Source organism: Dechloromonas denitrificans (assembly GCF_001551835.1).
GTDB lineage: Bacteria > Pseudomonadota > Gammaproteobacteria > Burkholderiales > Rhodocyclaceae > Azonexus > Azonexus denitrificans.
Map to the genome: position 1 here is coordinate 301,519 of NZ_LODL01000010.1, position 23,429 is coordinate 324,947.

Here is a 23,429-nt window from a genome sequence, read left to right on the forward strand (position 1 = left end):
TTATTCCCCTAAAAAAACTTCTCTGAAGGTATTGATGGCTAACTCCAGGGGAATGTGAGGCTGGGCGAGATACGCTGAAAGTTTGGCGACACCATAGTCATTGGTCAGATCGGGCTGGTCATCAATCCATTCCGGGTCGATCAGGGAAATAATTTTCTCTTTAACGGTCTCAGGGGAAAGTGCCGCCAGAAGGGTGGCAGGCGATGCCCCGTTGAAGCCCAGAATGAGATGCGGGGCTTTGCTGCGATGCTCAATGAGAAGCTGTATCTCGACGCTTGTTTTGCGCAGGAATGCTGAAACGAGATAGAGCCATAGCCCGGCAACCAGATTTCTCTGCTGCCCATCCGATGGCAGCGGAAGAACGATATCCTTCTCGACCGAAACGATTCCTTGCCCCAGAACAGGGCGCATCAATAGGCCGATGGCAAGAATAATCCGGCGAATCGCTTCGACCCCTGTTGCTTCGAGCATACCCGCCAACGAGTCGATCGTTGTTCGACGAACAAAGTTTCCCAGTGGATCGGCCTGAATGGCTAACTCAAAACCACCCGCACAGTTCATAGCCTCGAGTTCGGCCTGCAGTAGTCCAATCTCCGCCCCCTCCACACCTGAATTGCAGGTTTTAGCCAAGGCCCCCAAAGCCAACTCAAGCCCGGCCGGCGCGCAACGGAACATCAGGGAATCATCCCGCTCTACGGTAGCAGCGGTAATGAATGGAAAGCGGCGCCCCGATGAGTCAGCACTCGGTTTCAAGTGACCGACTACCGACAATCGGCTTTTGGCACCGATAAAGGCAAAATCCACTGAACAGGCATTATCGTAGTCAATCTTCCAACGCGGATCCTCCGACCAACGCTCCATCGTCTGCGAGATCCAGCGATCAAGTAGATTTATCAGTTGGTGCTGCCCGGTTCCCTTTACAAAATCGCCACGCGATGGAATTTTCCCGAAGCAGGTCGCCGAAGCGGCAATTGAATTGCTCATAATGCGCCCCCTGCTCCGGGCGCCGGCACTGTCGCACGTGATACTTGCGGTATCGATTGGGACGTAACGCCGACCGGAACGACGCCCTCGGCCACCTGGTTTGGGTATCCGCTCGGCGTTGAGGTGGCAACGCCTTTAGGCAGGACAAGCCCGCCAAGACCACGTGCCCCACCGCCCTCTTCATTTTTACCCGCTGCCTGCGCCTGAGCGCTGCTTACCAATCTGAGATCGACGGCAATCTCGACATCTTCCCCTCCCCATGTCAGGCGGAAAGTTCCATCCTGCTGACGTGTGCGTTTAGCTGCGTTGATCATTTTTTCCAGACCAAAACGTCCAGGAATATTGATGATTTCTATGATTTTCCCTTCAAATGTTGTGGCTGTAATACGAGCCCCCGGAGAACCAGACGCATTCGGCCAAATGAAATTAGCCCATTGAGCAGCACCATTCCGATAACTCAGTTTCTGACCATCAATTTCAATGACATAACCGGTCGTTCCCGGTGATGCTTGGGGGCGCAGCATGAATACCGTTTGTGCCTGGCCGGCACTTCCCGCTCCAGCCTCCGAGGCAGCCCCGCCCTCGAGCGGCGAAACCCAGCGCGCAAAATCGCTCATGAATTCTGGCTGCAAAGTTATCCCGAGATCCCCCCAGGTCCGTGGCGTAACGGTGTTGCCACGGCGGACAACCAGTGGCCCCATCGCTGATTCGACATATTTGGCAATCGCCCCCTCCGGCCCGAATACCTGTGCAATCTCAACCGGTGATGCTTCGATATTGGATCTGGCGGTAAACGGATACTTGATTGCCAATTTGCGGTTGAACGGTTCATAAACCTGGGCCTCCCACGTCTTATTCAAGTCATCCGAAGCCGGCTTGATGATCGCGGCGTAGGACTGCAACAACGGGCGAAGCAACAGCGGGCGGAGTACTGCTTTCTGACCATCCGGCATTCCGGTCAACATCTGCTCATCGACGAAACGCAAAGTTTCAGCAAGCTCGGAGCCACCGCCATCGATCGTTTCCCGCATCAATTTGAGTGATCCTGGCCCCGGATCCCCTTGGTTCTTTAGCTGATTCAGGCGTGTGCGTATCTTGGACAACTGCTTGAGGTAGGTGTCGACCAACGGATCGGCTTTGTCACGCGGCATGACCAAGCGGCCAAAACCGGCGAATTCCTTGCCAATCGGGCCCATCGGAACCTCTGCTGTCTTTGCCGAAACATTGACATCCAGTTGCACCCGGCTGGGCGACATTTGCAAAATTGAGCGCTTGAACCACTCGATAAACCCTTTTTGCGCACGTTCAAGACCCAGATTGGCGATCGCCGGGTTATCCCAGGCGGTCTGGTCAAAAACCACCTTGATCACGGCGCCAATCGGCGAACCCTGGGGATCGCCCAAGCGCTGCATCGCCGACACAGCCTCCGGAAAGGAATCAAAGGAAGAGACGCTGACTCCTTGAACGAAGTGCTTCCACTCCTCCGCATAGTCCCGCTTGTACATGGCGATCAAGGATTTTTGAATCTGCTCCGGGCTGCCTTCCAGGGTCAGATCATCTTTGGTTGACGTTTGCAATACCCAGTCAGCATTTTTCTGCTCACTGGTAGCAGCCTCCTTAATTGCGGCCTGAACATAATCTCGCCAAGCCTCAACGGTAAAGGCCCCGGATACAACATGGCTACCAGCCACCAAGGCCGCATTATCAGGTCCAACTATATTGGCGACCGTCAGCGGCGGGAAACGGGTCGACGCGCGAGCCTTGATTTCCGCGTACACACGCTCGGCCGCAGGCATGCCGCGCACGACCAGGCGCAGTTTGTCGCGAACCTCATCGACCAACACCAAGTTGGTGTTGATAGTCGGCCACGCCGGATGGTTGGTGTGCTCAAGGTGAAATGAGAGAACGCGCCCGGCAGAGCGGATCATTTGCTCGCGACTCATCGTGCCGCGATTGGCTTCCAGCCAGCCACGCCAGAATCGGGTAATCTGGTCTGACAGATGCCCCACGTCGAGATGATCACGACCGGATAGCATCAGGTAGGTCTTCAGGGCGTTGTAGCCATCTTCGACCTCGGATGGCGTAGCATCCTTGTAGGTTTTTGAGGCGGTGCCTCGTGTCGCTTGGGCTGTATTCGGCGAATTTACTTGCGCCTTGAGTTGATCGCCATGGGCATTTACTTCATTGAGGAAGGCCTCAAGATTATCCTTGACGGGTACCAGCATGACATTGCTGACACCGGCGAAATACTCGCTACGCAGTTTGTCAGCCATCAGCCCTCCTTGATAAAGACCAAGGCCAATCGAAATCGGATGCTCTTCGTTAAACCGTTCAAGTTGGGCCAGGCGGTCCTGCAATATTTCCAGAGCCTCCAGGCGTGACTGGAGGTCGATGCGCCCCTCCTGAATACGGACAGCTTTGGCGAGATCCTGTTCAACATTGGCCAACAGGCTTCTATTGTTGAAATAAGACCAACTCCAGCCGCCGAGTGACAACCCGAGAAGGCACAACGCACCGAGAACCGCAAACTGTCGCAATTGACCTTTCGCCTTGCTGGCGTGCTGCCTAACCAGATTTCGATCCGGGAATATCACTTTCGAGAAAAGCTCTCGGAGGAAATAGCCATGGTTCAAGGCGGCACGAACCGAAGCCGTTCCTCCTCCCGCCAAGGCGAACTTGCGCAGGATGCGATCATTGGAAAGAGGTTTGATATCTGCACTCTGGGTTGCAGACGTAATGTAGAAACCACGAAATACGGGCTTGAACTGGAACGGATTGTCCTCGAACAAGGTGGCAATGAAAGCTTGCAAGGCTGGCTTTATCGAAGCGAACTCGGACGGAAAAGTGAGCAGACCAGGCAAGCTCTGCTCGCCCTGAAGGCGTGAAAGTTGCGCGACGCTCATCGCACGCACCCCCTCGTAGAGCTCGTCGAAATGTTGCTCGAACAAGGCAATCAACTGATTACCGTTTGACTGATCGTATGGAATGGTCGCCCCCCAGACCCGGTCCCGCTCATTCCAGTCAAGATCAAGGAAGAAATCATGGAATCCCGGAATCAGGTCGGCCTTGGTGAACAACACATACACCGGCGCGAATACCTCAAGTTTTTCGGTAAGCTCCTGCACTCGCTGGCGCAGGTTCTTGGCCAGATTGATTGCGAAAGCGGGCGAATTTCCCATCAATTCGCCTATGCTCACTGTCACGATAATCCCGTTGATCGGTGCCCGTGATCGATGCTTTTTCAACAAACCAAGAAAGCCGAGCCACTCCTCCCGATCTTCCTCATGTACCGAGTAACGCCCTGCCGTATCGAGCAAAATACCCTCGGAGGTGAAAAACCAGTCGCAATTCCGTGTTCCACCGATTCCTTGAATAATGGCATTGCCACCATCGTCGAACGGAAACTTTAGGCCGGAATTGACGATCGCCGTACTTTTCCCAGCCGCAGGATTACCGATCGTGATGTACCAGGGGAGTTCGTATAAGGCCTCGGCTCCCGACATTTGCCCAAGCTTTGAAGTCTTTATTGTTTTGATCGCCTCCTGCATGCGCTGTTTGAGCTTGGCGACCTCCGCTGCAGTAGCCGGTCCTGCTCGTTTCTGTACCTGATCTCCCTGCTGTTCCAGCATCGAGCCTATTGCCTCACCCGCCTTGCGTGCCCGATGTCGGCGAACCAGCCATACAGTTCCCCAAACAAGGAAAATTGCCAGACTGGCCAATGCAGCCCAGATCATCGCCACTTTTAGTGTCTGCGCACCAAGAAAGAACAAAGCAGTGACAGCAGCGACACCAATAAAGGAGAGAAAACGGGAATCAGTGAGTAAGGAACGGATTTGCGACATCTTCAATAGTCTTTGCTCAAGTAGGGCTGGATTTGGTGTCGACTTGACTGGCAAACGGCATGACCAGCACCACCGCCCGATCAAGTTCGTGTTGATTGCTTACACAAAGGGCAGGTGCTTCGGTAAGTAATACCTTGCTCCGCGCACAAGCGAGAGCCAGCAAGCTGCCAATGGGTTGAAGCGCACCGTGGACGGTGCCTGTTGCGAGGCAATCCTTGACGGGTTCCAGATGTTCAAAATCCTGCCCCACGCCCTCCATTGCCTCGGCAATATGATTGGAGCGATGATCGCTATCGAATATCACCGTCTTGACCCGGGAACTCTCGAGCGCAAGCGCATCAAGTAATCCAGCAACAAGTTGCTCTATGAGCTTGCCACCAATCCGGCCACCGGCGTCAAGCGACTTATCCCTTGTGCCAATACTGGCCCGACTGATCACCACCACATCGGAAAGCCCAAGATGTTCAACTGTTGCACGACTGGCGAGAAGCAAGGCAGCCGCCCCTTCCCCCGGTATTTTCCGTTGCTGGTGTTGAGCCGAGAACAAGCTGTTAGCAGCGGCCCAATTGCTCACAGTCAATTCGTCCACATTTGATGCTGCCCCCAACAGCAAGGTCAGTTCCTTGCCAGTGGAACCCCTATTGACACGCAACACCGCCTCGTCGAGCAGCCTCATTGCATCCACCTCGTTGACTGCCGCTTGCAAAGCAATTTCCAGCTTGCCTTCACCCAAAGCGGGCCAATGATTCAACTGCAGCCAGGAGCGAAGGACAGCATGACAGGAGGGGGGCCAGTCAGCTGGAATCATCCAGAGCACCCTTAAAGAAATTCCATCCTTGTCCTGCTGCAAAATGCGCTCAACCGGTTCCCGAGCCACATCCAGCAGCCTCTCCAGCAGCGCCAACGCGCGTACCACGCCCGAATATTCGGCCACTTGACGCATTGATTCAGAGGCCGCTTCCAGACGTTCTCGCGCATCATCGACATCGAGTTCACTTACCTCGGCAAGGAACACCGGGAAGCCATTTTCATCGGTCACGCGAAAACTGGGTTCCGGACGCTTGCCGGCATCAACAGCAGATAGCAGATCATCGGCAGAAGTACCCGGCGCAGCAACGACGAAGGCATCGATCAGGCAATGGGTAAATGAACGTTCAGCCGCTGCGGTTTTTGCTTTTGTACTCGACAACGGATCATCATCAAGGGTGGCAGCCACGCTTGGCATGGCAACGCTGGGCGGGGCCTTCAGATGCTCGACAAAGACCCGGAACAGCCAGTAACCGCCAATCAGCGCCAGCGGCAAGGCGGCGAGATAGAGCGCAAGATCGGATTTGCTCGGCTCATGGTCGTTCGACTGCCACCATCCAAGCACAAGGGCCCAGACTATGGCAAAAGTCAGCAGCCCTCCGCCAAGTGCTCTAAACATTATCAATCAACATATGCTTATCGCGCACCTGCGCTTTAATCGGTCGTCAGGGACTGACTGGCGATCAAGCTAGCCCCACAAGCCGTCTTGTCGCCATGGCGTGCTGCCGGGCGCCCATCAATTAATGCTGTTTGATCGCCGGTAACGATCGTCGTAACGCTGCCATGTCCCTTTCTCGGACAGGTCACTTTGTCCCCGACTCGTGCGATTCCCTTGCCTTCACAGTCACTCGACTCCGAGGCAGAGATGACGACACCACCATGGTCGGTTTTGTCACCCAAAAGAATGAATGGTTTGCTCATTTTTGCCCAAAAAATTTCTGTCACTTTGATCGGAGGATTCGCCTACTGAACAACATCTCGGCCAAGAACGCCCTTTCGTCTTAACTCGACATGCCCATAATCCAGCATCTTCCATCGCCCCCCCCAAGTGAGCCCAACCTGTTCGGCGATCTCTCCATATAGCTGGTAACCCTTCATCGCCCATGGATCTCGCTCGGAAATGACGACTTTGCCGTCCCGGTAGAATGCTGAATCCGCAGCCAGACCATACTGGTGGTAACTCATGTTTGCACCAGCCTGTGTGACATGGCTGCCTTGCTCAGCCAAACGCGCCTGCCGCTCCGGGCTGCGATAGCCTTCGATCAAAACCATGTCGTAGCCATGCCGCTCCTTCATTAACTTGAAGACGACCAGCAAGCGTTGAGTGAAGAGCTGATCCAGCAGAGTCCAGTTGCGGCTGGCATTAATGACATCAGGACGTATCATTTCCACTTCGCGAGTCGTAAAAACCTCCGGTGGCAATGGCGCAGGCGGAACGAGTTGCTCCCCCTCCAGCAAAATTGCTATTTGTCGATCTGCAATTTGCCCATCATCGGAAAAATCAAACACCGCGGGACTACGCAAAGTCAGCGCAATCAGCGACGGAGCGACAACCAAAAAAAATGCCGAACCGGCCAACAAAGGTTTCGACGACACGAACAGGCCAAGCCCCCCCAAACCCTGCCGGGATGATTCACAGGTTCGTCGAAAACTGGAAGAGCATCTTGAGCCGACCTTAACGACCGGTGCCACACCATTGCTAAGCGCCCCCAACAGCGTAGAAATGAAACGCCTGCGATAGCCGGGAAACACCACCAGCACAACGCCAAGCGCAACAACAAGGAAATACGCCAAAACGGCGACAGCAACCACAAGAAACCCTTACGAATAGCCGGGAAATCTGCTTCCGAAGAGATTCGACAGCAGAGCATGACATGCATGAATCCTGAAATTTTAATACAAATGAATATATTTATGAACTTAACGAAGTCATATTACAATAAATATAAATTCCATTTGCATTAGACAAAACAGCAATGAACGTGTACCCCACCCGAGAATCCAGCGAGGTAGAGCGATGAGTATCCTGCGCGACCTTGATCCGACAAACACCAGACTTTCTGCCTTGCAGACACCTCGCTCCGGCAAAGCTATCGTCTGGATTAGCGCCTTGCTACTCATCATTGCAGGAACAGCCTGGCTATTCCTGGCACAATATCGAGAGCGCAAAAATGGGGCCATTGAAAGCCAGCAGAACGAGAAGACTCACCGGGGAAATCCCCCCGGAACTCTAGAGCTTGCGCAACGTGTTCCTGGAGCAGCCCTGCTTCTGGCAGAGCACTCACACCCACCCATACCCGACAAGGGTGCCGCGCTTATCCGGGAAAGCCCCCCTGCTCAGGAAAATGCCAAAGAGCGCAACAACTCCTCACTGGATATCAGTCAGGAACGAAACACAGGGTTGAAGGCAGAACAACCTTCATACAAGAATGAGTTGGTAGTCGCGCCGCAGAATAAATCAAAGGAAAATCGCCCATTGAACTCCGCCGCCACAAAGAAACAAGGTAAGGCCTTGGCCGCCCATACTGCAACCGACGGCAGTCGCTCACTCGCGACTACCAAGAAACCAGCCGAGCGGGATATCGATATCATCACTGCGATAGTGAGATGAATAGCGCCTTCACAAGCAGCCAAGGCGGCAAAATTATCGCCGGTTAAAACGGCAATTGGGCTTGGGTAGCCGAATACTCCTGCCTACCTTCGGAAAATGGATGTAAACCGCTTGCGCGCACGCCAAGCAAGCGTATTTTCTGGTCTAGCGGAACACGCTTTAGGCATTCCCCTGCCGCCTTGCGCAGTTGATCCCCCGCGCTAACTGCAATCGGCAAGGTCAGATCACGGGTCACCACCTGGAAATCGGCATACCGCAGCTTGATGCCGACGGTCTTGCAAACATAGCCTTTCCGCGCCAAGTCGTCGGCCAGACGCATGCAGAGCATCGTAAAGATTTCGGAGAGCTCAGCCCGGTCTTGCCTGGCATGGAGATCTCGCTCAAAAGTGGTTTCCCGACTGATCGACTTGGGCTCGGATTTCGTCACGACCGGCCGCTCATCGACCCCATGCGCCACTTGGTGCAACCAACTGCCGGTACTGCGGCCAAATTGGCGGACCAGCAATTCAACGGGCGTCGCCGCTAACTCGCCAATGGTGTGAATGTTAAGTCGATTCAGCTTCTCGGCCGCCTTGGGACCGATGCCATTGATCTTTCTGGCGGCCAACGGCCAGATCCGCTGCGGAATGTCATCCATCTTCAGGACGGTCAGCCCATCCGGCTTATCCAGATCCGAGCCTATTTTTGACAACAGTTTGTTCGGCGAAATACCGATCGAGCAGCGCAGACCGGTTGCGGCAAAAACGGCCTCCTTGAAACGCCTGGCCAGCGCTACCGAATCTTCCGGAATATCGCCAAGGTCGATATAGATCTCATCAATCCCCCGATCCTCGATTTTTGGCGCAATACTCGCTACCGCCTCCTTGAACAGCCTTGAATAATGACGATAAGCATCAAAATTGGCTGGCAGAAGAATGGCGTCGGGCGCCAGCGCAGCCGCTTTCATCAGCCCCATGCCGGAGAAAACCCCCAGGGCCCGCGCTTCGTAGGTCGACGTGGTAATCACCCCGCGCCCGACATAGTCTCCAAGCCGGGCACACTGCAGGCCGCCATCGGCGGCCAATACGGGGGGCGCAATATTCCGCCCGCCAACCACCATGGCCTGCCCACGCAGCGCCGGATAACGAAGCAACTCGACGGAAGCGAAGAATGCATCCATGTCGAGGTGGGCGATACGACGAACACTGTTCATATTAACAGTATATGCGATTCATCAGACAATCATGCACCAGGCCTGCATCACCACATGTAAAAGAGCCGCGTTGCCGGGCGGGCAAGGCGACTCTTTTCGGACATTCCACCTACCGGGCAACATGGCCCGCACTGATAGTACTACCTGACTTCGATGCTCACAGAGCGTCCAGACTTGCCGCCAGCGCGGCGCAGCAGGTCGGCAATATCGGTATTCTTGTTTTTCAAGGCGATGTCGAGCGCCGTCTCGCCGGTATCGACGGCCTTGTTCGGATCGGCCTTGTTGCCCAGCAGCAATTTGGTGATTTCAAGATGCCCGCCGCGCGATGCAGCAATCAGCGGAGTCGTGCCATTCTCACTAGGCGCATTGACGTCAGCCCCGGCCTTGATCAGCAGCCGGGCAATATCCAGATGGCCGGCGAAAGCCGCGTAAGCCAGCGGCGTCCAACCGGGGGTATTGATTTGTGCTCCTCCCGCCACCAGCAACTCGACGACTTTCAGGTGCCCGCGGAAGGCGGCCAGCCGCAGAGCCGTATCGCCGGCCGCGTTGCGGGCATTCACCTTGGCGCGCTGCTTGATCAGGAAATCGACGAGGTCGGCATGCCCATCGCGCGCCGCCAGCATCATCAGCGTATTGCCCTCGATATCGGTACTGTCAATCGAAGCCCCGCGCTGCACGATTTCAGCGACCTCTTTGGTATCGCCGAGTTTGGCCGCGTTGATCAGGTCATCATAAGTGGCAGCGGTACCCGAAAACGGCAGGCTGAGGACAATTGCTGCGATCAACAATGTTTTTTTCATGATTTTGACGGGCGGCTTGCTTGTTTGAACAGACGGAAGAAATTGTCGGTCGTCGCCAGGCTCACATCCTCAAGCGACAGCGAACGCAAACGGGCGATTTCTTCGGCAACATGGAGAACATAGGAGGGTTCGTTGGGCTTGCCACGATACGGTGTCGGCGCTAGGTAAGGCGAGTCCGTTTCAACGAGAATGCGGTCCAGCGGACACTTCTGGGCGACCTCTTTGACGACGCTGGCATTCTTGAAGGTGACGATACCGGAAAAGGACAGATAAAAGCCGAGATCGAGCGCTTGCCGAGCAATTTCCCAGTTTTCGGTAAAGCAGTGCATGACGCCGCCCACCTCGTCCGCACCCTCCTCTTGCATCAGGCGCAACGTATCGGCAGCAGATTCCCGGGTATGAATAACCAGCGGCTTGCCGACGCGCTTGGCGGCCTGGATATGGGTGCGAAAGCGGGCCCGCTGCCACCCCGGCTTGTCTTTCTGCCAGTAGTAGTCCAGACCGGTTTCCCCGATCGCGATCACTTTATGGTGCCCCGCCAGCGCAACCAACATGTCTTCGGAAGGCTCCTCGACATCGGTGTATTCGGGATGCACGCCAACCGTGGCAAACAGACGCTCTTCCGCCTCGGCCAGCGCCAACACCTTCGGATAGTCTTCCAGATTAACGCCAATACAGACCGCGCAGCCGACGTTGTTGGCCTGCATGCGGGCGAGGATATCCGACAAGCGGTTGACCAGATCCGGGAAATCAAGGTGGCAATGGGAGTCGACCAGCATCACGGTCGCTTACAGCGTATGGGTCGGGCGTGTTGATTGCATGACGCCACCGAGCAGACCTTCGATCTTGCGGCGAGCTTCCTGGCCGCTTTCGTCATTGTTGAAGTGCACGCCAATTCCCTGGGCTCGCCCATTCTGCGCGCCCGGCGGTGTAATCCAGACAACCGTCCCGGCGATCGGCAACTTGGCCGGATCGTCCATCAGGGAAAGCAGCATGAAAACCTCGTCACCGATACCGTAAGCACGCGTTGTCGGAATAAAGATGCCACCACTCCGCAAATGCGGCATGAAGGCCGCATAAAGGGCGGATTTCGAATTGATGTTCAGCGAGAGAACACTCGGGCGCTGCGGCGCGGGTTTGACTTCACTCATTGTCGATCAATTGGCAAACAGGGCACGGTAGTCCAGAAAAACACCTTCCAGGAAAAGACGCGCGTTGAGCGGCTGCTCTGCTTCCTGACGGCGTTTGATCAAATCACGGTAAAAATGAATCAGGCGTATGGCCGGGATCATATCAGCCAAGCCCTTGATTGTGGCTTGATGCGGCAGAAAATATCTTATTGGCAAGCCATTCTTGGCCAGCGCCAGATCGACCTGCCATTTTTGCAAAGCCTCGATCACCGCCTTCAGCAGCAGCTTGCCTTTGCTTTCCTTGATTGTCTTTTCCAACTCGCCGGCCATGCCGAGGGGGTCGGCATTCCGGCCCGATGCCAGACGCTTGATCAGCAACTCCAGCCATGCCCCCTGGCCGGAGGCGGCCAGTTCAAGGGCCAACCCGGGAGCACCGCCGGCCAAGGCCAGCCAGCGCGCCGCCTCGGTCACCCCGTCATCAAACAAGACCTGCTCGGCGACCTTCGGTTGCGGCACGGCGACCGGTACCACCTGGCAGCGGCTACGGATGGTCGGCAACAAGCGGAGTGATTCATTTGAAACAAGTAAAAACAAAGTACTTGGCGCCGGCTCTTCAAGTGTCTTGAGAAGAGAGTTGGCGGTACTTCTGTTCATTGCCTCAGCCGGGTGCACCACGATAATGCGCAACCCGGCACGGTGTGTACCGACGTTCAAAAAGTCATCCAGGGCTCGCACCTGATCAATGGTGATCTGCTGGCTGGGCTTTTTCTTGCCATCTTCGACCTCGGCCTCATCCGCCAAAGCATCCGGTTGCAACAGGCGAAAATCGGGGTGGTTTCCCTGGCTGTACCAATTACAGGCCAGGCAACGACCACAGGCTTGACCATCGTCGAGCGGACTCTCGCACAGCAGGCTGGCCGCAAAGCGCTTGGCCAGTTCAAACTTGCCGAGACCTTTTTGCCCAACCAGCAACAAGGAGTGCGGCAAGCGCTCACGCCTTGCCTGCAAGCCATTCCAAACTTTATCGTGAAGCTTTAATACGTTCATAAACAATTCGTTGAAACGATTTGTTCAAGTGTTTTACGAATATTGTCGAGACTGTTGTTGGCGTCCACCACCCGAATTCGTGACGGGTTGCCATGTGCTCGCTCAAGATAGGCCAGACGGACGCGCTCGTGAAATTCGGCGCGCTCCTGTTCAAAACGGTCGAGTACGCGACTGGCCAGCGCAATACGCTCCCGGGCGACATCAAGCGGCAAATCGAAGAGCAAGGTCAGATCGGGCTGAACGTGGGCATGCACCCAGTGTTCAAGAGTCAGGAACTTGCTCCGGTCAAGACCGCGCCCGCCACCTTGATAGGCATAGGTCGCATCGCTGAATCGGTCACAGACCACCCATTCGCCACGCGCCAGGGCCGGCTCGATCAGCTTGGCCAGATGCTCGCGCCGGGCGGCGAACATCAAGAGTGTTTCGGTTTCCAGATGCATGGGGTCGTTGAGCAACAGGGTACGCAGCTTCTCACCAAGTTCGGTTCCACCGGGTTCCCGGGTCACCAGTACGGTTTTGCCCTGCCCCCGCAGCCATTCGGCCAGCCACTCGACATGGCTGCTCTTTCCGGCACCATCGATGCCTTCGAAAGTGATGAATTTGCCTTTCACTTCCTTCCTCTCTGATATCTGTTTACTGCGCGGTTATGTTCGTCGAGGGTACGCGAAAACTCACTACTCCCATCGCCCTTGGCCACAAAATAAAGCACGTCGCTCGCTGCTGGATGCAAGGCCGCCTGCAAGGAGGCAAGACCAGGCATGGCAATCGGCGTCGGCGGTAGGCCGCTACGGGTATAGGTGTTGTACGGCGTATCAGCCTGTAGATCGCGCTTGCGCAGATTGCCATCGAAATTTTCACCCAGGCCGTAGATGACCGTCGGATCGGTTTGCAGCAACATGCCCTTACGCAGCCGATTTACAAAAACCGCAGCAACCATCGCCCGGTCGGCGGCCTGACCGGTCTCTTTCTCGATAATTGACGCCATCACCAAGGCTTCGAGCGGAGTTTTGTACGGCAGCCCCTGATCGCGCTGCCCCCATTCGCTGTCGAGTTTGCGCTGCATGGCGCGGAGTGCGCGCGCCAGCAAATCGAGATCGCTCGATTGCTTGTCAAAAAGATAGGTGTCTGGGAAAAGCCAACCATCAAGCTGAGCAGTGTTCTGGCCCAGTCGCTCAGCAATCTGGGCCTCCGACAGCCCGGTCGTCTCGTGGCGCAGGTCCGGATGCTTGTCCATCCGCTGGCGCCACTGCCGGAAACTCCAGCCTTCGACCAGCGTCAATTCACCTTGCGTCACCTCGCCACGGGTCAGCTTGCCCAGCAATTGCAGTGGCGTGACGCCCTGTTTAACCGAGTAACTCCCGGCCTTGATTCCCGTCTCGGCTCTATTCAGACGGGCCAGCCAGGCCAACACGGTTGGCTGAACCTCGATCCCCGCCTCTTGCATCTGGGTGATCGCTGTACGCATACTGCTCCCCGCCGCTACGTGAAAATCGACCGGCGACGAACGCAGGCTCAACGGCTGGTTTGCCCACCACCATGTACCGGCGGCAAGCGCCGAGAGCAGCAGAAAAACGAATATAAAAAACTTAAGAAGAAGGCGCACGGGAACTCGCTGGCGACAAGCCGGTCTTGCCCGTGTAGCACGAGCACGTGAAAACGGGCGATATAATATCCCAAACCCCAACAGGAGCCTTCATGAACCCCAACTGGCGCAGCTTTCTAGAATCCGCGGAAGGCATCTTCGATACCGCATCGGCCGATCTACTTCATTTTGGCGATGCCGCCGCCGAGCTGCAGGCCGCCGGCCAGCAGACCATCCTTGTGCCACTGACCCACTTTGGTCTACTCGAAGCGAGCGGCGAGGAGGCCAAGAGCTTTCTGCACAGCCAGTTCACCAGTGACGTCAATCATCTGGCCGAAGGCCAGGCCCAGCATGCCGGCTGGTGCACCGCCAAGGGCCGGATGCAGGCCAGCTTTCTTGCCTGGCGTAACGGCGACGCCTACCGGATGACCGTTTCGGCAGACCTCCAGGAAGCGACGCAAAAACGCTTGCAGATGTTCATCCTGCGCGCCAAGGTCAAACTGACTTCATTGAACGACAGCACCATCCTGCTGGGGCTGGCCGGCCGGCAAGCCGAAGAGGCACTGACAGATGCAGGGCTGCCCTGCCCGGCCGAGCCGATGACCACCGCCACTAGCGATGGCGTGACCGCCATACGCCTGGACACAAGCCGTTTCGTCATCAGCGCACCGGAAGAGATGAAGGCCGACCTATGGCAAAAGCTGAGCGTCAAGGCCCGCCCAGCCGGCACTCCTGCCTGGCGCTGGCTGGACGTGCAGGCCGCCTTCCCGCTCGTGACGCTGGCCACCAAGGAAGAGTTCGTACCGCAAATGGCCGACTTCGAGAAAATCGGTGGCGTCAGTTTCCACAAGGGCTGCTACCCGGGCCAGGAAATCGTCGCCCGGACCCAGTATCTCGGCAAGGTCAAGCGCCACCTTTATCGACTGACCAGCCCGCAGGCGCTGAGTGCCGGCGAAGCCCTCTATTCGCCGGATAACCTCGACCAGGCTTGCGGCATGGTGATGAGCGCCGCACCGTCGCCAACGGGCGGCTACGAAGCGCTGGCCGTCGTGCAGTCGAATTATTCGACCAACGTGCATCTTGGCTCCCGCGAAGGCCCGCAAGTGCAGGCTGCTGCGGTCAACCCGTAAAAACAGGCAAAAATGTGTCTGATCGTCGTCGGCTGGCATGCACACTCGGATTATCCGCTGGTGGTTGCGGCCAACCGCGACGAGTTTTATGCCCGGCCAACCGCCGCAGCTGGCCGCTGGCCGGAGGCGCCTCAAATCATCGGCGGCATCGATCTTGAAGCCGGTGGAACTTGGCTGGGCATTGCCGAGAGCGGCCGCTTTGCGGCGGTCACCAATGTGCGTGAGCCCGGCATGGCCAAAGGCCGACTTTCGCGCGGGGCGCTGACGCGCGACTTCCTACTTTCCGAAAATTGCGCCAGCGATGCGATCAACGCCATCGACGGTTCAGCCTATTCCGGCTTCAACCTACTGCTCGGTGACGGTGAAACACTGCACTACCGCTCCAACCGTGACGGTGAGCCACGGGCGCTGCCACCCGGCATCTATGGCCTGTCGAATCATCGACTGGACAGCCCGTGGCCCAAGCTACTCAAGGCCCGCCAACGTTTTGCCCACGCCCTGAAAAATCTTCCGGACGAAAGCGAATTTTTCGCAATTCTTGCCGACGATGAAATCGTTGCCGACCACGAACTGCCGAACACCGGCGTTTCACTGGAATGGGAACGGCTGCTGTCGGCTGTTTTCGTTCGCTCGGAAAGCTACGGCACTCGTGCCTCGACACTACTCTGGCGCAACACCCAGGGAGAGGTCAGCCTGCATGAACGCAGCTTCGGACCAAATGGCCGCCCACTTCAGTCTTCGCTGATTTCCACCGCCGTATAACACGGCACCAGATCGAACAACCCGACGATATCGGCATTGCGCATGCGGATGCAGCCATGCGAACCCGGCACGCCCATCTCGGCAGAGTCCGGGCTGCCGTGGATATAAACATAGCGCCGCATGGTGTCGACACAGCCCAGGCGGTTGCGGCCCGGCTCGCAGCCGGACAACCAGAGGATGCGAGTGAGGATCCAGTCACGACCGGGAAACTGTTCGGCCAGTTCCGGCGTCCAGATTTCGCCGGTTGGGCGACGGCGCACGAACACCGTATTTTCCGGCTGCCCGGCACCAATTTTTGCCCGGACAAGGTGTCGACCGCGGGGTGTCTGATAACTGCCCGAAACTTCACCAACCCCGGCTTTGGCGGTAGACACCGGATACTCAGCCAGAATTTCGCCCTGCTCACCGAACACGCTCAGCGACTGGCGGGCAATCGAAATATGCAGCTTCATGCTTACTTGCGACGCCGGCTGGCGAAAAACTGTGACAACAGGCTACTGCATTCGTCGGCCAGCACCCCGCCTTCGACCGTGGCGTGGTGATTCAGACGCTCAACGCCGAACAAGTCGACGACACTGCCATGTACTCCCGTCTTGGCGTCGCGCGCACCGTAGATCACCCGACTGATGCGGGCATGCATGATGGCGCCGGCACACATGGCGCAAGGCTCGAGGGTGACGAACAATTCGCAGCCCGGCAGTCGATAGTTGCCCAGAGCCCGCGCCGCATCGCGCAGGGCGGCGATCTCGGCGTGCGCCGTCGGATCGCTTTCGCCAATCGGCGAATTGAAGCCGCGCCCGACGATCACCCCGTTCTGGACGACCACGGCACCGACCGGCACCTCGCCCAGGCACTCGGCAGCGCGAGCCAGTGAAATGGCCTCGCGCATGAAGAACTCGTCGCCAAGGCCGGCGAGCGAGCTATCCTCGCTTATTCCCACTCGATCGTTGCCGGCGGCTTGCCCGAGACGTCATAGACGACCCGGTTCAAACCACGGACTTCATTAATGATGCGATTGGAAACCCGGCCGAGCAACTCGTACGGCAGGTGCGCCCAGTGGGCCGTCATGAAGTCGCTGGTAACGACGGCACGCAGCGCAACGACGTTTTCGTAGGTGCGTCCGTCGCCCATCACGCCAACGCTCTTGACTGGCAGGAAAACGGCGAAAGCCTGGCTGGTCAGGTCGTACCAGCTTTTGCCGATGTCGGCCGCGGTGCAGGCGCCGGCCGCCATATCGCGCTCGGTGGCATGCGTGGCGCGCAATTCGTCGATGAAGATGGCGTCGGCGCGTTGCAGCAGGTGGGCCGACTCCAGCTTGACCTCACCCAGGATGCGCACCCCCAAGCCGGGGCCGGGGAACGGGTGGCGATAGACCATCTCGCGCGGCAGACCAAGCGCAACGCCAAGTTCACGGACTTCGTCCTTGAACAACTCACGCAGCGGCTCGAGCAACTGCAGATGCATATCTTCCGGCAGGCCACCGACATTGTGGTGGCTCTTGATGGTGTGAGCCCCCTTCTTGTTCTTGCCGGCCGACTCGATCACGTCCGGGTAGATGGTGCCCTGGGCCAGCCACTTGGCGGCGGAAAGTTTTTTGGATTCGGCCTGGAAGACCTCGACAAATTCCTTGCCGATGATCTTGCGCTTCTGTTCCGGGTCGGAAACGCCGGCCAGCTTGCCCATAAAGTCGTCGACCGCATCGACACGGATGACCTTGACGCCAAGGTTGCGGGCGAACATCTCCATGACCATGTCACCTTCGTTCAGGCGCAGCAGGCCGTGATCGACGAAAACGCAGGTCAACTGGTCGCCGATGGCGCGGTGAATCAGTGCCGCGGCAACACTGGAATCGACGCCACCGGACAGGCCAAGGATGACCTCTTCGTCGCCGACCTGGCGGCGAATAGCATCGACGGCTTCAGCAATGTAATCGCCCATCACCCAGTCGGTACCGCAACCGCAGATACCGTGTACAAAACGCTCGAGAATGGCACGGCCCTGCTGGGTATGCGTCACTTCAGGGTGAAACTGGACGGCGTAGAACTTGCGGTTTTCGTCAGCCATTGCGGCGATCGGGCAGGAGGCCGTCGACGCCATCTTGACAAAGCCTGCCGGCAATTCCATCACGGAATCGCCGTGGCTCATCCAGACCTTGAGCATGCCATGGCCTTCAGGACTGTAGAAGTCGGCGATATCGTTCAACAGCGCCGTGTGGCCATGAGCGCGAACTTCGGAATAGCCGAATTCGCGCGACTTGCCAGCCGCTTCGGCGGTCATCACCTTGCCGCCCAGTTGCTGAGCCATGGTCTGCATGCCGTAACAGATACCGAGCACCGGAATACCCAGTTCGAAAACGACTGCCGGCGCCCGCGGCGTGTCGCCTTCGGTCACTGAACTCGGACCGCCGGACAGGATGATGCCCTTGGCGCCATAGTTGCGGATAAAGTCTTCGGATACGTCGTACGGGTGAATTTCGCAGAAAACCTTGGCTTCACGCACGCGACGGGCGATCAGCTGGGTAACCTGGGAACCGAAATCGAGAATGAGGATTTTCTGGTGAGCCATTTTCAAAACCTTGAATGAAAAGGGCGGCTCCGGGAGCCGCCCTTTGGGACACTGGAACGATCAGTCGAGATGATAGTTCGGCGCTTCCTTGGTGATCTGCACGTCGTGGACGTGAGACTCGCGGATACCGGCCGAGGTGATTTCGACGAAACAGGCATTGTCGTGCATGTGGGCAATCGTCGGGCTGCCGAGATAACCCATCGACGAACGCAGGCCACCCATCAACTGGTGGATCACGGCCAGTACGGAGCCCTTGTACGGGACGCGACCTTCGATCCCCTCGGGGACGAATTTATCGACGTTGGAAGTCGTTTCCTGGAAGTAACGGTCGGACGAACCGGCCTGCATCGCACCCAGCGAACCCATGCCGCGGTAGGACTTGTAGGAACGGCCCTGGAACAACTCGACCTCGCCCGGTGCTTCTTCGGTACCGGCGAACAGGCCACCGAGCATGACCGTATCGGCACCGGCCGCGATGGCCTTGGCGATATCGCCGGAGTAACGGATACCGCCGTCGGCGATCATCGGTACGCCGGAGCCCTTGAGGGCTTCGGAAACGTTCTGGATGGCAGTAATCTGCGGCACGCCAACACCGGCCACGATCCGCGTCGTGCAGATGGAGCCCGGGCCGATACCAACCTTGACGCCATCGGCACCCATCGCCACCAGTGCGCGGGCCGCATCGGCCGTCGCGATGTTGCCGCCGATGACTTCGATCTGCGGGAAATTCTTCTTGACCCAGTTCACGCGATCAAGCACGCCTTGCGAATGGCCGTGAGCGGTATCGACGACGATCACGTCAACGCCGGCTTCGGCCAGCAGTTCCACGCGCTCTTCGGTACCGGCCCCGACGCCGACGGCAGCACCGGCCCGCAGACGCCCGGAAGCATCCTTGTTGGCCAGCGGGTGTTCGGTGGACTTCAGGATGTCCTTGACGGTGATCAGGCCACGCAAGTGATACTGGTCATCAATCACCAGCACGCGCTCCAGGCGGTGCTTGCGGATCAATTCCTTGGCATCTTCGACACTGGCCTCTTCGCCAACCGTAACCAGGCGCTTGCGCGGCGTCATGATGGACTTGACCGGCTGGTCGAGATTGGTTTCGAAGCGCAGATCGCGGTTGGTCACGATGCCGACCACCTTGCCGGCCTTGTCGATTACCGGCAGGCCGGAAATGCGGTGCTGGCGGGTAATCTCGATCACGTCGCGCACCGTCATCAACGGCGAAACCGTGATCGGATCGCGCAGAATGCCGGATTCGAAACGCTTGACCTTGGCCACTTCGGCAGCTTGCGCCTTGGGGCTGAGGTTCTTGTGGACGATACCGATACCGCCTTCCTGAGCCAGCGCGATGGCAAGGCGGCCTTCCGTCACGGTATCCATGGCGGCGGACAGCAACGGCAGGTTCAGGGTGATATTGCGGGTCAGCCGGGTGGCCAGACTGACGTCGCGCGGCAGGATTTGAGAGTGTGCGGGGACGAGCAGAACGTCGTCAAAAGTAAGGGCTTTTTGCAGCAGTCGCATGGCCTTTAATCCAAGGTCACAAAATCGTATTATACAGAAAACCTTCGAAAAGCCCGATGACCATGAAACTCGCTCTGATTTTTGCCCTCGGCATCATGTCGACCGCAGCACTCGTTTCAGCCCATGCCCAGACTTATCAGTGGAAGGACAATAATGGCCGGACGGTAATTTCCGACAGCCCGCCCCCGGGCACGGCGAAGACCAAGCGCGCCATCGGTGAAACACCGCCCGCTACCGGCTTTATCGAAACCCCGGCAGCAAGCGAAAAGAAGGCAGAAGAGCCGAAAACGACCGCCGAAAAGGATCTGGAATTCAAGAAGCGCCAGCAGGAAGCCAGGGAAAAGGCTGAAAAAGCTGAAAAAGAACAGCTAGCCGCGCGCGAAAAACAGGCAAATTGCGAGAATGCCCGGCGCAATCTCGCCGCACTGGAATCCAACCAACCGGTCGCCACCCTTGACGAGAAGGGGGAGCGCCAAGCGATGGACACCAACCAGCGCAATCAGGAAATGGAACGGGCCCGTCGCTTCATGGCCGAATCCTGCAAATAAGCAGGTGCGCGGCGCTCAGCCCTCGGCGGCGTCGGTATCCCCGGCGCCTTTTTTCATGACCTTGCCTTCCGCCGCCCGCTGCTTGCGAACTTCCTTCGGGTCGGCAATCAGCGGCCGGTAGATTTCAACCCGATCGCGGTCGCGCAGCACGGTGTCCGGCTTGGACAGCTTGGCGAAGACGCCGAACTTGTTCTTCTTGAGATCGATTTCCGGATGCTTCTCCAGCAGTCCCGAAGCCTCGAGGGCCTGCAGCAGCGTCGCCCCCGGCGCCAGCTTGACGCTGACCAGCGCCTGCTTCTCCGGCAGGGCGTAACAAACTTCAACATTGATCATTTCAGCCATGGCTGGCTCCATAAACCTGCGCCGCCCGGCGCACGAAAGCATCGACAAAGGTATTCGCGATGTGGCTGAAGACCGGGCCGATCACTTTTTCAAATAATTTGCTGGAAAACTCGTAGTGCAACTGGAACTCGATCTTGCAGGCATTCTCGGCCAGCGCCTTGAAATGCCACGAGCCTTCCAGCCGGCGGAACGGGCCGTCGACCAGACGAATTTTCATCAGCTTCGGGTATTCCTTGTCGTTCTCCGTGGTGAAGCCGGATTTGACCGAGTGGTAATTGATATGCAGCGTTGCCACGGTCTTCTGTGCATCGCGGAACTTGACCTCGGTCTGGCTGCACCAGGGCAGAAAGGCCGGGTAATCCTCGCAGCGATCCACCAGCTCGAACATGCGCTCGGCGGACTGCTCGATCAAGACTGTCTTTTCAACCAGAGCCATGCGGCAGCAACGTTCCTGTATCCTATAAAATAGAGATTTTAATGGATCACCGGCAGCATGAGCATCACGGTCAACAAAAAAGCCATTCACGAATACTTCATTGAAGAGAAGTACGAGGCTGGTATTGCCCTCCAGGGATGGGAGGTCAAGGCGATCCGGGCTGGCCGGATGAACATCAAGGAATCCTACGTCATCATCAAAAGTGGCGAGATTTTCCTGATCGGCATGCACATCACGCCACTGCCGACCGCCTCCTCGCACAATCCGCACGACCCGACGCGCACCCGCAAGCTCCTGCTGCACGCCAATGAAATCGGCAAGCTGATCGGCAAGGTCGAACGCGCCGGCTATGCGCTGATTCCGCTCGACCTGCATTATTCCCGCGGTCGCATCAAGCTTGAAGTCGGCCTTGCCAAGGGCAAGAAACAGCACGACAAGCGGGCCGATGAGCAGGAGAAGGACCACAAACGCGAAGCCCAGCGGGCGATGAAAGAGCGCCAGCGCTAAACAAGGCATGGACGCCCTGCTCTACTGGGTCGGCATGGCCGCCGTGGCGGTGAATGCCCTGACCGGCGTACTCGATTCCGGCCGTAAGCAAATGGACCTGATCGGCGCCCTGCTGGTCGGCGTCGCCACCGCGCTCGGCGGCGGCACCATTCGCGACCTGCTGCTCGACCGCAACGTCTTCTGGGTCGTCGACCAAACCTATCTGATCGCGGCGCTCGGCACCGGCTTCATAACTTTTTTCATTGCCCGCGCCCTGCCGGTCCATCCCCGGCTCTTCCTGATCCCCGATGCCGTTGGTCTGGCGCTATTCACCATCGTCGGCACCCAGGTCGCCTTGCAATGGCACACCCCCTGGCTGGTCGCCAGCCTGATGGGAGTCATCACCGGCGTCGTCGGCGGCGTGCTGCGCGACATTCTCTGCAATGACGTACCTCTGGTCTTTCTCAAGGGCGAGCTTTATGCCAGCGCCGCCTGGCTGGGTGCTCTGGTGCTGGTTGGGCTGCAGCAGATCGGCACCAATGCCATTACCGCCAGTTGGCTGGCGATGGCAGTAGTCTTGACACTACGCCTGCTGGCCATGCGCTTCCACCTGACGCTACCGGTTTTCAGCACGCAAAAGGCGGAGTAGCGGAACGGGCTGACGTTATTCAGCCAAGCGAAACTAGGCGGCACCGCCCGATTGCAGGCTAGCCAGACGGCGCATCAGGCCCTGCATGGCCTCGGCCGCCCCCAACGGCAGGTGATACTCGACAATTTCGCTGAGCCGGGTCGGCAGCGGATTGATCTCGACAGTAGGAATACCCAGCCGGGCGGCCCAGACCACCGGTTCCGCAATGTAGGGAAAAACACCGGAAGTGCCGATCGTGAAGATGATGTCGAAGCCGGTTTCAAGGCCATCCAGGAAGCGCTCCATCGCAGCCTCCGGCAAAGCCTCGCCAAACAACACCACCTTCGGTCGCAAGACACTGCCGCAGGCCGGGCAATGCGGCGGCATGTCGTGGCCGCTCAGGTCGGCCACCGTTTCTTCGAAAGCGCAGCCGGTGCAGGCCAGTTGCTGCAGATTGCCATGGATCTCGATGACATTGCTGCTGCCCGCCTGCCGGTGCAGCCCATCGACATTCTGGGTAAATACCATGACCCGCGGCAGATGCGTTTCCAGTTCGGCTATCGCCAGATGCGCGGCATTCGGCCGGGCACCCCGGCAGTTCTCTTCGATCTGGGCCAGATACTTCCAGGTGATATCGGGGCGCACGGCGAATACTTCGCCGGACAGCGCCTCTTCGATCGCCAAGCCGTCGTCAGTATGCTCGTCGTTATAGAGGCCGCCGACGCCGCGATAGGTCGGCAGGCCGGAATCGGCGGAAATGCCGGCGCCGGTGATGAACAGCGCACTTTCCGCGTTCAGAAGCAGCAAGGCGATTTCATCGAGGAATGATTCGATTTCAGTCATGTTTAAAGCATAGCCCAGCCCGACGCAGGCGGGTAGCCGATCAGCCCCGGCAGGATCGCGGCTGCAATGTAAAAACCCCCGCCACTCAATGAGCAGCGGGGGTTTTCGAATTTCTGGCGGAGTGGACGGGACTCGAACCCGCGACCCCCGGCGTGACAGGCCGGTATTCT

Annotated in this window: 25 protein-coding genes; 6 read left to right on the top strand and 19 right to left on the bottom strand. The window is 57.7% G+C overall.

Annotated elements, in window-relative coordinates:
- The 5 genes from tagF to AT959_RS05680 are packed head-to-tail and all read right to left on the bottom strand — an operon-like array spanning position 1 to position 7,445.
- On the bottom strand, positions 1-984 hold the full coding sequence (tagF, locus tag AT959_RS05665; RefSeq protein ID WP_066881498.1) for a type VI secretion system-associated protein TagF: 984 nt from the start codon (positions 982-984) through the stop codon (positions 1-3).
- On the bottom strand, positions 981-4,826 hold the full coding sequence (gene tssM, locus AT959_RS05670; protein WP_083518239.1) for a type VI secretion system membrane subunit TssM: 3,846 nt from the start codon (positions 4,824-4,826) through the stop codon (positions 981-983). The genes tagF and tssM overlap by 4 nt, the downstream gene beginning before the upstream one ends.
- Before the next feature lie 16 nt (positions 4,827-4,842).
- Complete coding sequence (locus AT959_RS05675; RefSeq protein ID WP_066881500.1) at positions 4,843-6,252, bottom strand: hypothetical protein; 1,410 nt, start codon at positions 6,250-6,252, stop codon at positions 4,843-4,845.
- Positions 6,253-6,287: 35 nt separating this feature from the next.
- Complete coding sequence (locus AT959_RS20390; RefSeq protein WP_083518235.1) at positions 6,288-6,554, bottom strand: PAAR domain-containing protein; 267 nt, start codon at positions 6,552-6,554, stop codon at positions 6,288-6,290.
- 42 nt (positions 6,555-6,596) lie between these two features.
- Positions 6,597-7,445: a M15 family metallopeptidase gene (locus tag AT959_RS05680; RefSeq protein WP_066881502.1), complete on the bottom strand. Its 849-nt coding sequence runs from the start codon at positions 7,443-7,445 to the stop codon at positions 6,597-6,599.
- Between the two features lie 205 nt (positions 7,446-7,650).
- On the opposite strand from AT959_RS05680, the gene AT959_RS05685 reads away from it, so the two are divergent.
- Positions 7,651-8,244, top strand: coding sequence for a hypothetical protein (locus AT959_RS05685; RefSeq protein ID WP_066881509.1), 594 nt, complete (start codon positions 7,651-7,653; stop codon positions 8,242-8,244).
- A gap of 43 nt (positions 8,245-8,287) precedes the next feature.
- On the opposite strand, the gene dinB is transcribed toward AT959_RS05685, so the two are convergent.
- From dinB to mltG, 7 genes are all read right to left on the bottom strand, one after another.
- Positions 8,288-9,436 (bottom strand): DNA polymerase IV, encoded by a 1,149-nt coding sequence (dinB, locus tag AT959_RS05690; RefSeq protein WP_066881511.1) that lies wholly within the window; start codon positions 9,434-9,436, stop codon positions 8,288-8,290.
- Between the two features lie 140 nt (positions 9,437-9,576).
- Complete coding sequence (locus AT959_RS05695; protein WP_066881513.1) at positions 9,577-10,236, bottom strand: ankyrin repeat domain-containing protein; 660 nt, start codon at positions 10,234-10,236, stop codon at positions 9,577-9,579.
- Positions 10,233-11,015, bottom strand: coding sequence for a TatD family hydrolase (locus AT959_RS05700; RefSeq protein ID WP_066881515.1), 783 nt, complete (start codon positions 11,013-11,015; stop codon positions 10,233-10,235). Before AT959_RS05700 ends, AT959_RS05695 begins: the two co-directional genes overlap by 4 nt.
- Before the next feature lie 9 nt (positions 11,016-11,024).
- Positions 11,025-11,387 (bottom strand): PilZ domain-containing protein, encoded by a 363-nt coding sequence (locus AT959_RS05705; RefSeq protein ID WP_066881517.1) that lies wholly within the window; start codon positions 11,385-11,387, stop codon positions 11,025-11,027.
- 6 nt (positions 11,388-11,393) lie between these two features.
- Positions 11,394-12,413, bottom strand: coding sequence for a DNA polymerase III subunit delta' (gene holB, locus AT959_RS05710; RefSeq protein WP_066881519.1), 1,020 nt, complete (start codon positions 12,411-12,413; stop codon positions 11,394-11,396).
- Positions 12,410-13,024 carry a dTMP kinase gene (gene tmk, locus AT959_RS05715; protein ID WP_066881521.1) on the bottom strand — a complete coding sequence of 205 codons (615 nt, stop codon included), beginning with the start codon at positions 13,022-13,024 and terminating at the stop codon, positions 12,410-12,412. The genes holB and tmk overlap by 4 nt, the downstream gene beginning before the upstream one ends.
- Positions 13,021-14,016, bottom strand: a complete 996-nt coding sequence (gene mltG, locus AT959_RS05720) for an endolytic transglycosylase MltG (protein ID WP_066881523.1) — start codon at positions 14,014-14,016, stop codon at positions 13,021-13,023. The genes tmk and mltG overlap by 4 nt, the downstream gene beginning before the upstream one ends.
- 92 nt (positions 14,017-14,108) lie before the next feature.
- Here mltG and ygfZ point away from each other — a divergent pair, with 92 nt between their 5' ends.
- Together ygfZ and AT959_RS05730 are read left to right on the top strand one after the other, a co-directional pair.
- On the top strand, positions 14,109-15,125 hold the full coding sequence (ygfZ, locus tag AT959_RS05725; protein ID WP_066881525.1) for a CAF17-like 4Fe-4S cluster assembly/insertion protein YgfZ: 1,017 nt from the start codon (positions 14,109-14,111) through the stop codon (positions 15,123-15,125).
- A 12-nt stretch (positions 15,126-15,137) separates the two neighbouring features.
- Positions 15,138-15,887 (top strand): NRDE family protein, encoded by a 750-nt coding sequence (locus AT959_RS05730; protein WP_066881527.1) that lies wholly within the window; start codon positions 15,138-15,140, stop codon positions 15,885-15,887.
- Here AT959_RS05730 and AT959_RS05735 read toward each other — a convergent pair.
- From AT959_RS05735 to guaB, 4 genes are read right to left on the bottom strand one after another with little or no spacing between them, the layout of a single operon-like run.
- The gene (locus AT959_RS05735) at positions 15,857-16,339 is read right to left on the bottom strand and encodes a L,D-transpeptidase (RefSeq protein WP_066881529.1); all 483 of its coding nucleotides are present in this window, start codon (positions 16,337-16,339) and stop codon (positions 15,857-15,859) included. The genes AT959_RS05730 and AT959_RS05735 overlap by 31 nt on opposite strands.
- A gap of 2 nt (positions 16,340-16,341) precedes the next feature.
- The gene (tadA, locus tag AT959_RS05740) at positions 16,342-16,827 is read right to left on the bottom strand and encodes a tRNA adenosine(34) deaminase TadA (RefSeq protein ID WP_276203668.1); all 486 of its coding nucleotides are present in this window, start codon (positions 16,825-16,827) and stop codon (positions 16,342-16,344) included.
- Positions 16,818-18,452, bottom strand: coding sequence for a glutamine-hydrolyzing GMP synthase (guaA, locus tag AT959_RS05745; RefSeq protein WP_066881532.1), 1,635 nt, complete (start codon positions 18,450-18,452; stop codon positions 16,818-16,820). The genes tadA and guaA overlap by 10 nt, the downstream gene beginning before the upstream one ends.
- A 60-nt stretch (positions 18,453-18,512) precedes the next feature.
- Positions 18,513-19,976, bottom strand: a complete 1,464-nt coding sequence (gene guaB, locus AT959_RS05750; RefSeq protein WP_066881534.1) for an IMP dehydrogenase — start codon at positions 19,974-19,976, stop codon at positions 18,513-18,515.
- 56 nt (positions 19,977-20,032) lie between these two features.
- On the opposite strand from guaB, the gene AT959_RS05755 reads away from it, so the two are divergent.
- Positions 20,033-20,524 (top strand): DUF4124 domain-containing protein, encoded by a 492-nt coding sequence (locus AT959_RS05755; RefSeq protein WP_066881535.1) that lies wholly within the window; start codon positions 20,033-20,035, stop codon positions 20,522-20,524.
- A gap of 15 nt (positions 20,525-20,539) precedes the next feature.
- On the opposite strand, the gene AT959_RS05760 is transcribed toward AT959_RS05755, so the two are convergent.
- Positions 20,540-20,866: an RnfH family protein gene (locus tag AT959_RS05760; protein WP_066881536.1), complete on the bottom strand. Its 327-nt coding sequence runs from the start codon at positions 20,864-20,866 to the stop codon at positions 20,540-20,542.
- Entirely contained in the window at positions 20,859-21,302 is a 444-nt protein-coding gene (locus tag AT959_RS05765; protein ID WP_066881537.1) for a type II toxin-antitoxin system RatA family toxin, read from the bottom strand. The genes AT959_RS05760 and AT959_RS05765 overlap by 8 nt, the downstream gene beginning before the upstream one ends.
- Positions 21,303-21,359: 57 nt before the next feature.
- On the opposite strand from AT959_RS05765, the gene smpB reads away from it, so the two are divergent.
- Entirely contained in the window at positions 21,360-21,809 is a 450-nt protein-coding gene (gene smpB / locus AT959_RS05770; RefSeq protein WP_066881538.1) for an SsrA-binding protein SmpB, read from the top strand.
- A 7-nt stretch (positions 21,810-21,816) separates the two neighbouring features.
- On the top strand, positions 21,817-22,437 hold the full coding sequence (locus AT959_RS05775) for a trimeric intracellular cation channel family protein (RefSeq protein ID WP_066881540.1): 621 nt from the start codon (positions 21,817-21,819) through the stop codon (positions 22,435-22,437).
- A gap of 33 nt (positions 22,438-22,470) precedes the next feature.
- On the opposite strand, the gene AT959_RS05780 is transcribed toward AT959_RS05775, so the two are convergent.
- Positions 22,471-23,259, bottom strand: coding sequence for an NAD-dependent deacylase (locus tag AT959_RS05780; protein WP_066881542.1), 789 nt, complete (start codon positions 23,257-23,259; stop codon positions 22,471-22,473).
- Between the last annotated feature and the right edge of the window lie 170 nt (positions 23,260-23,429).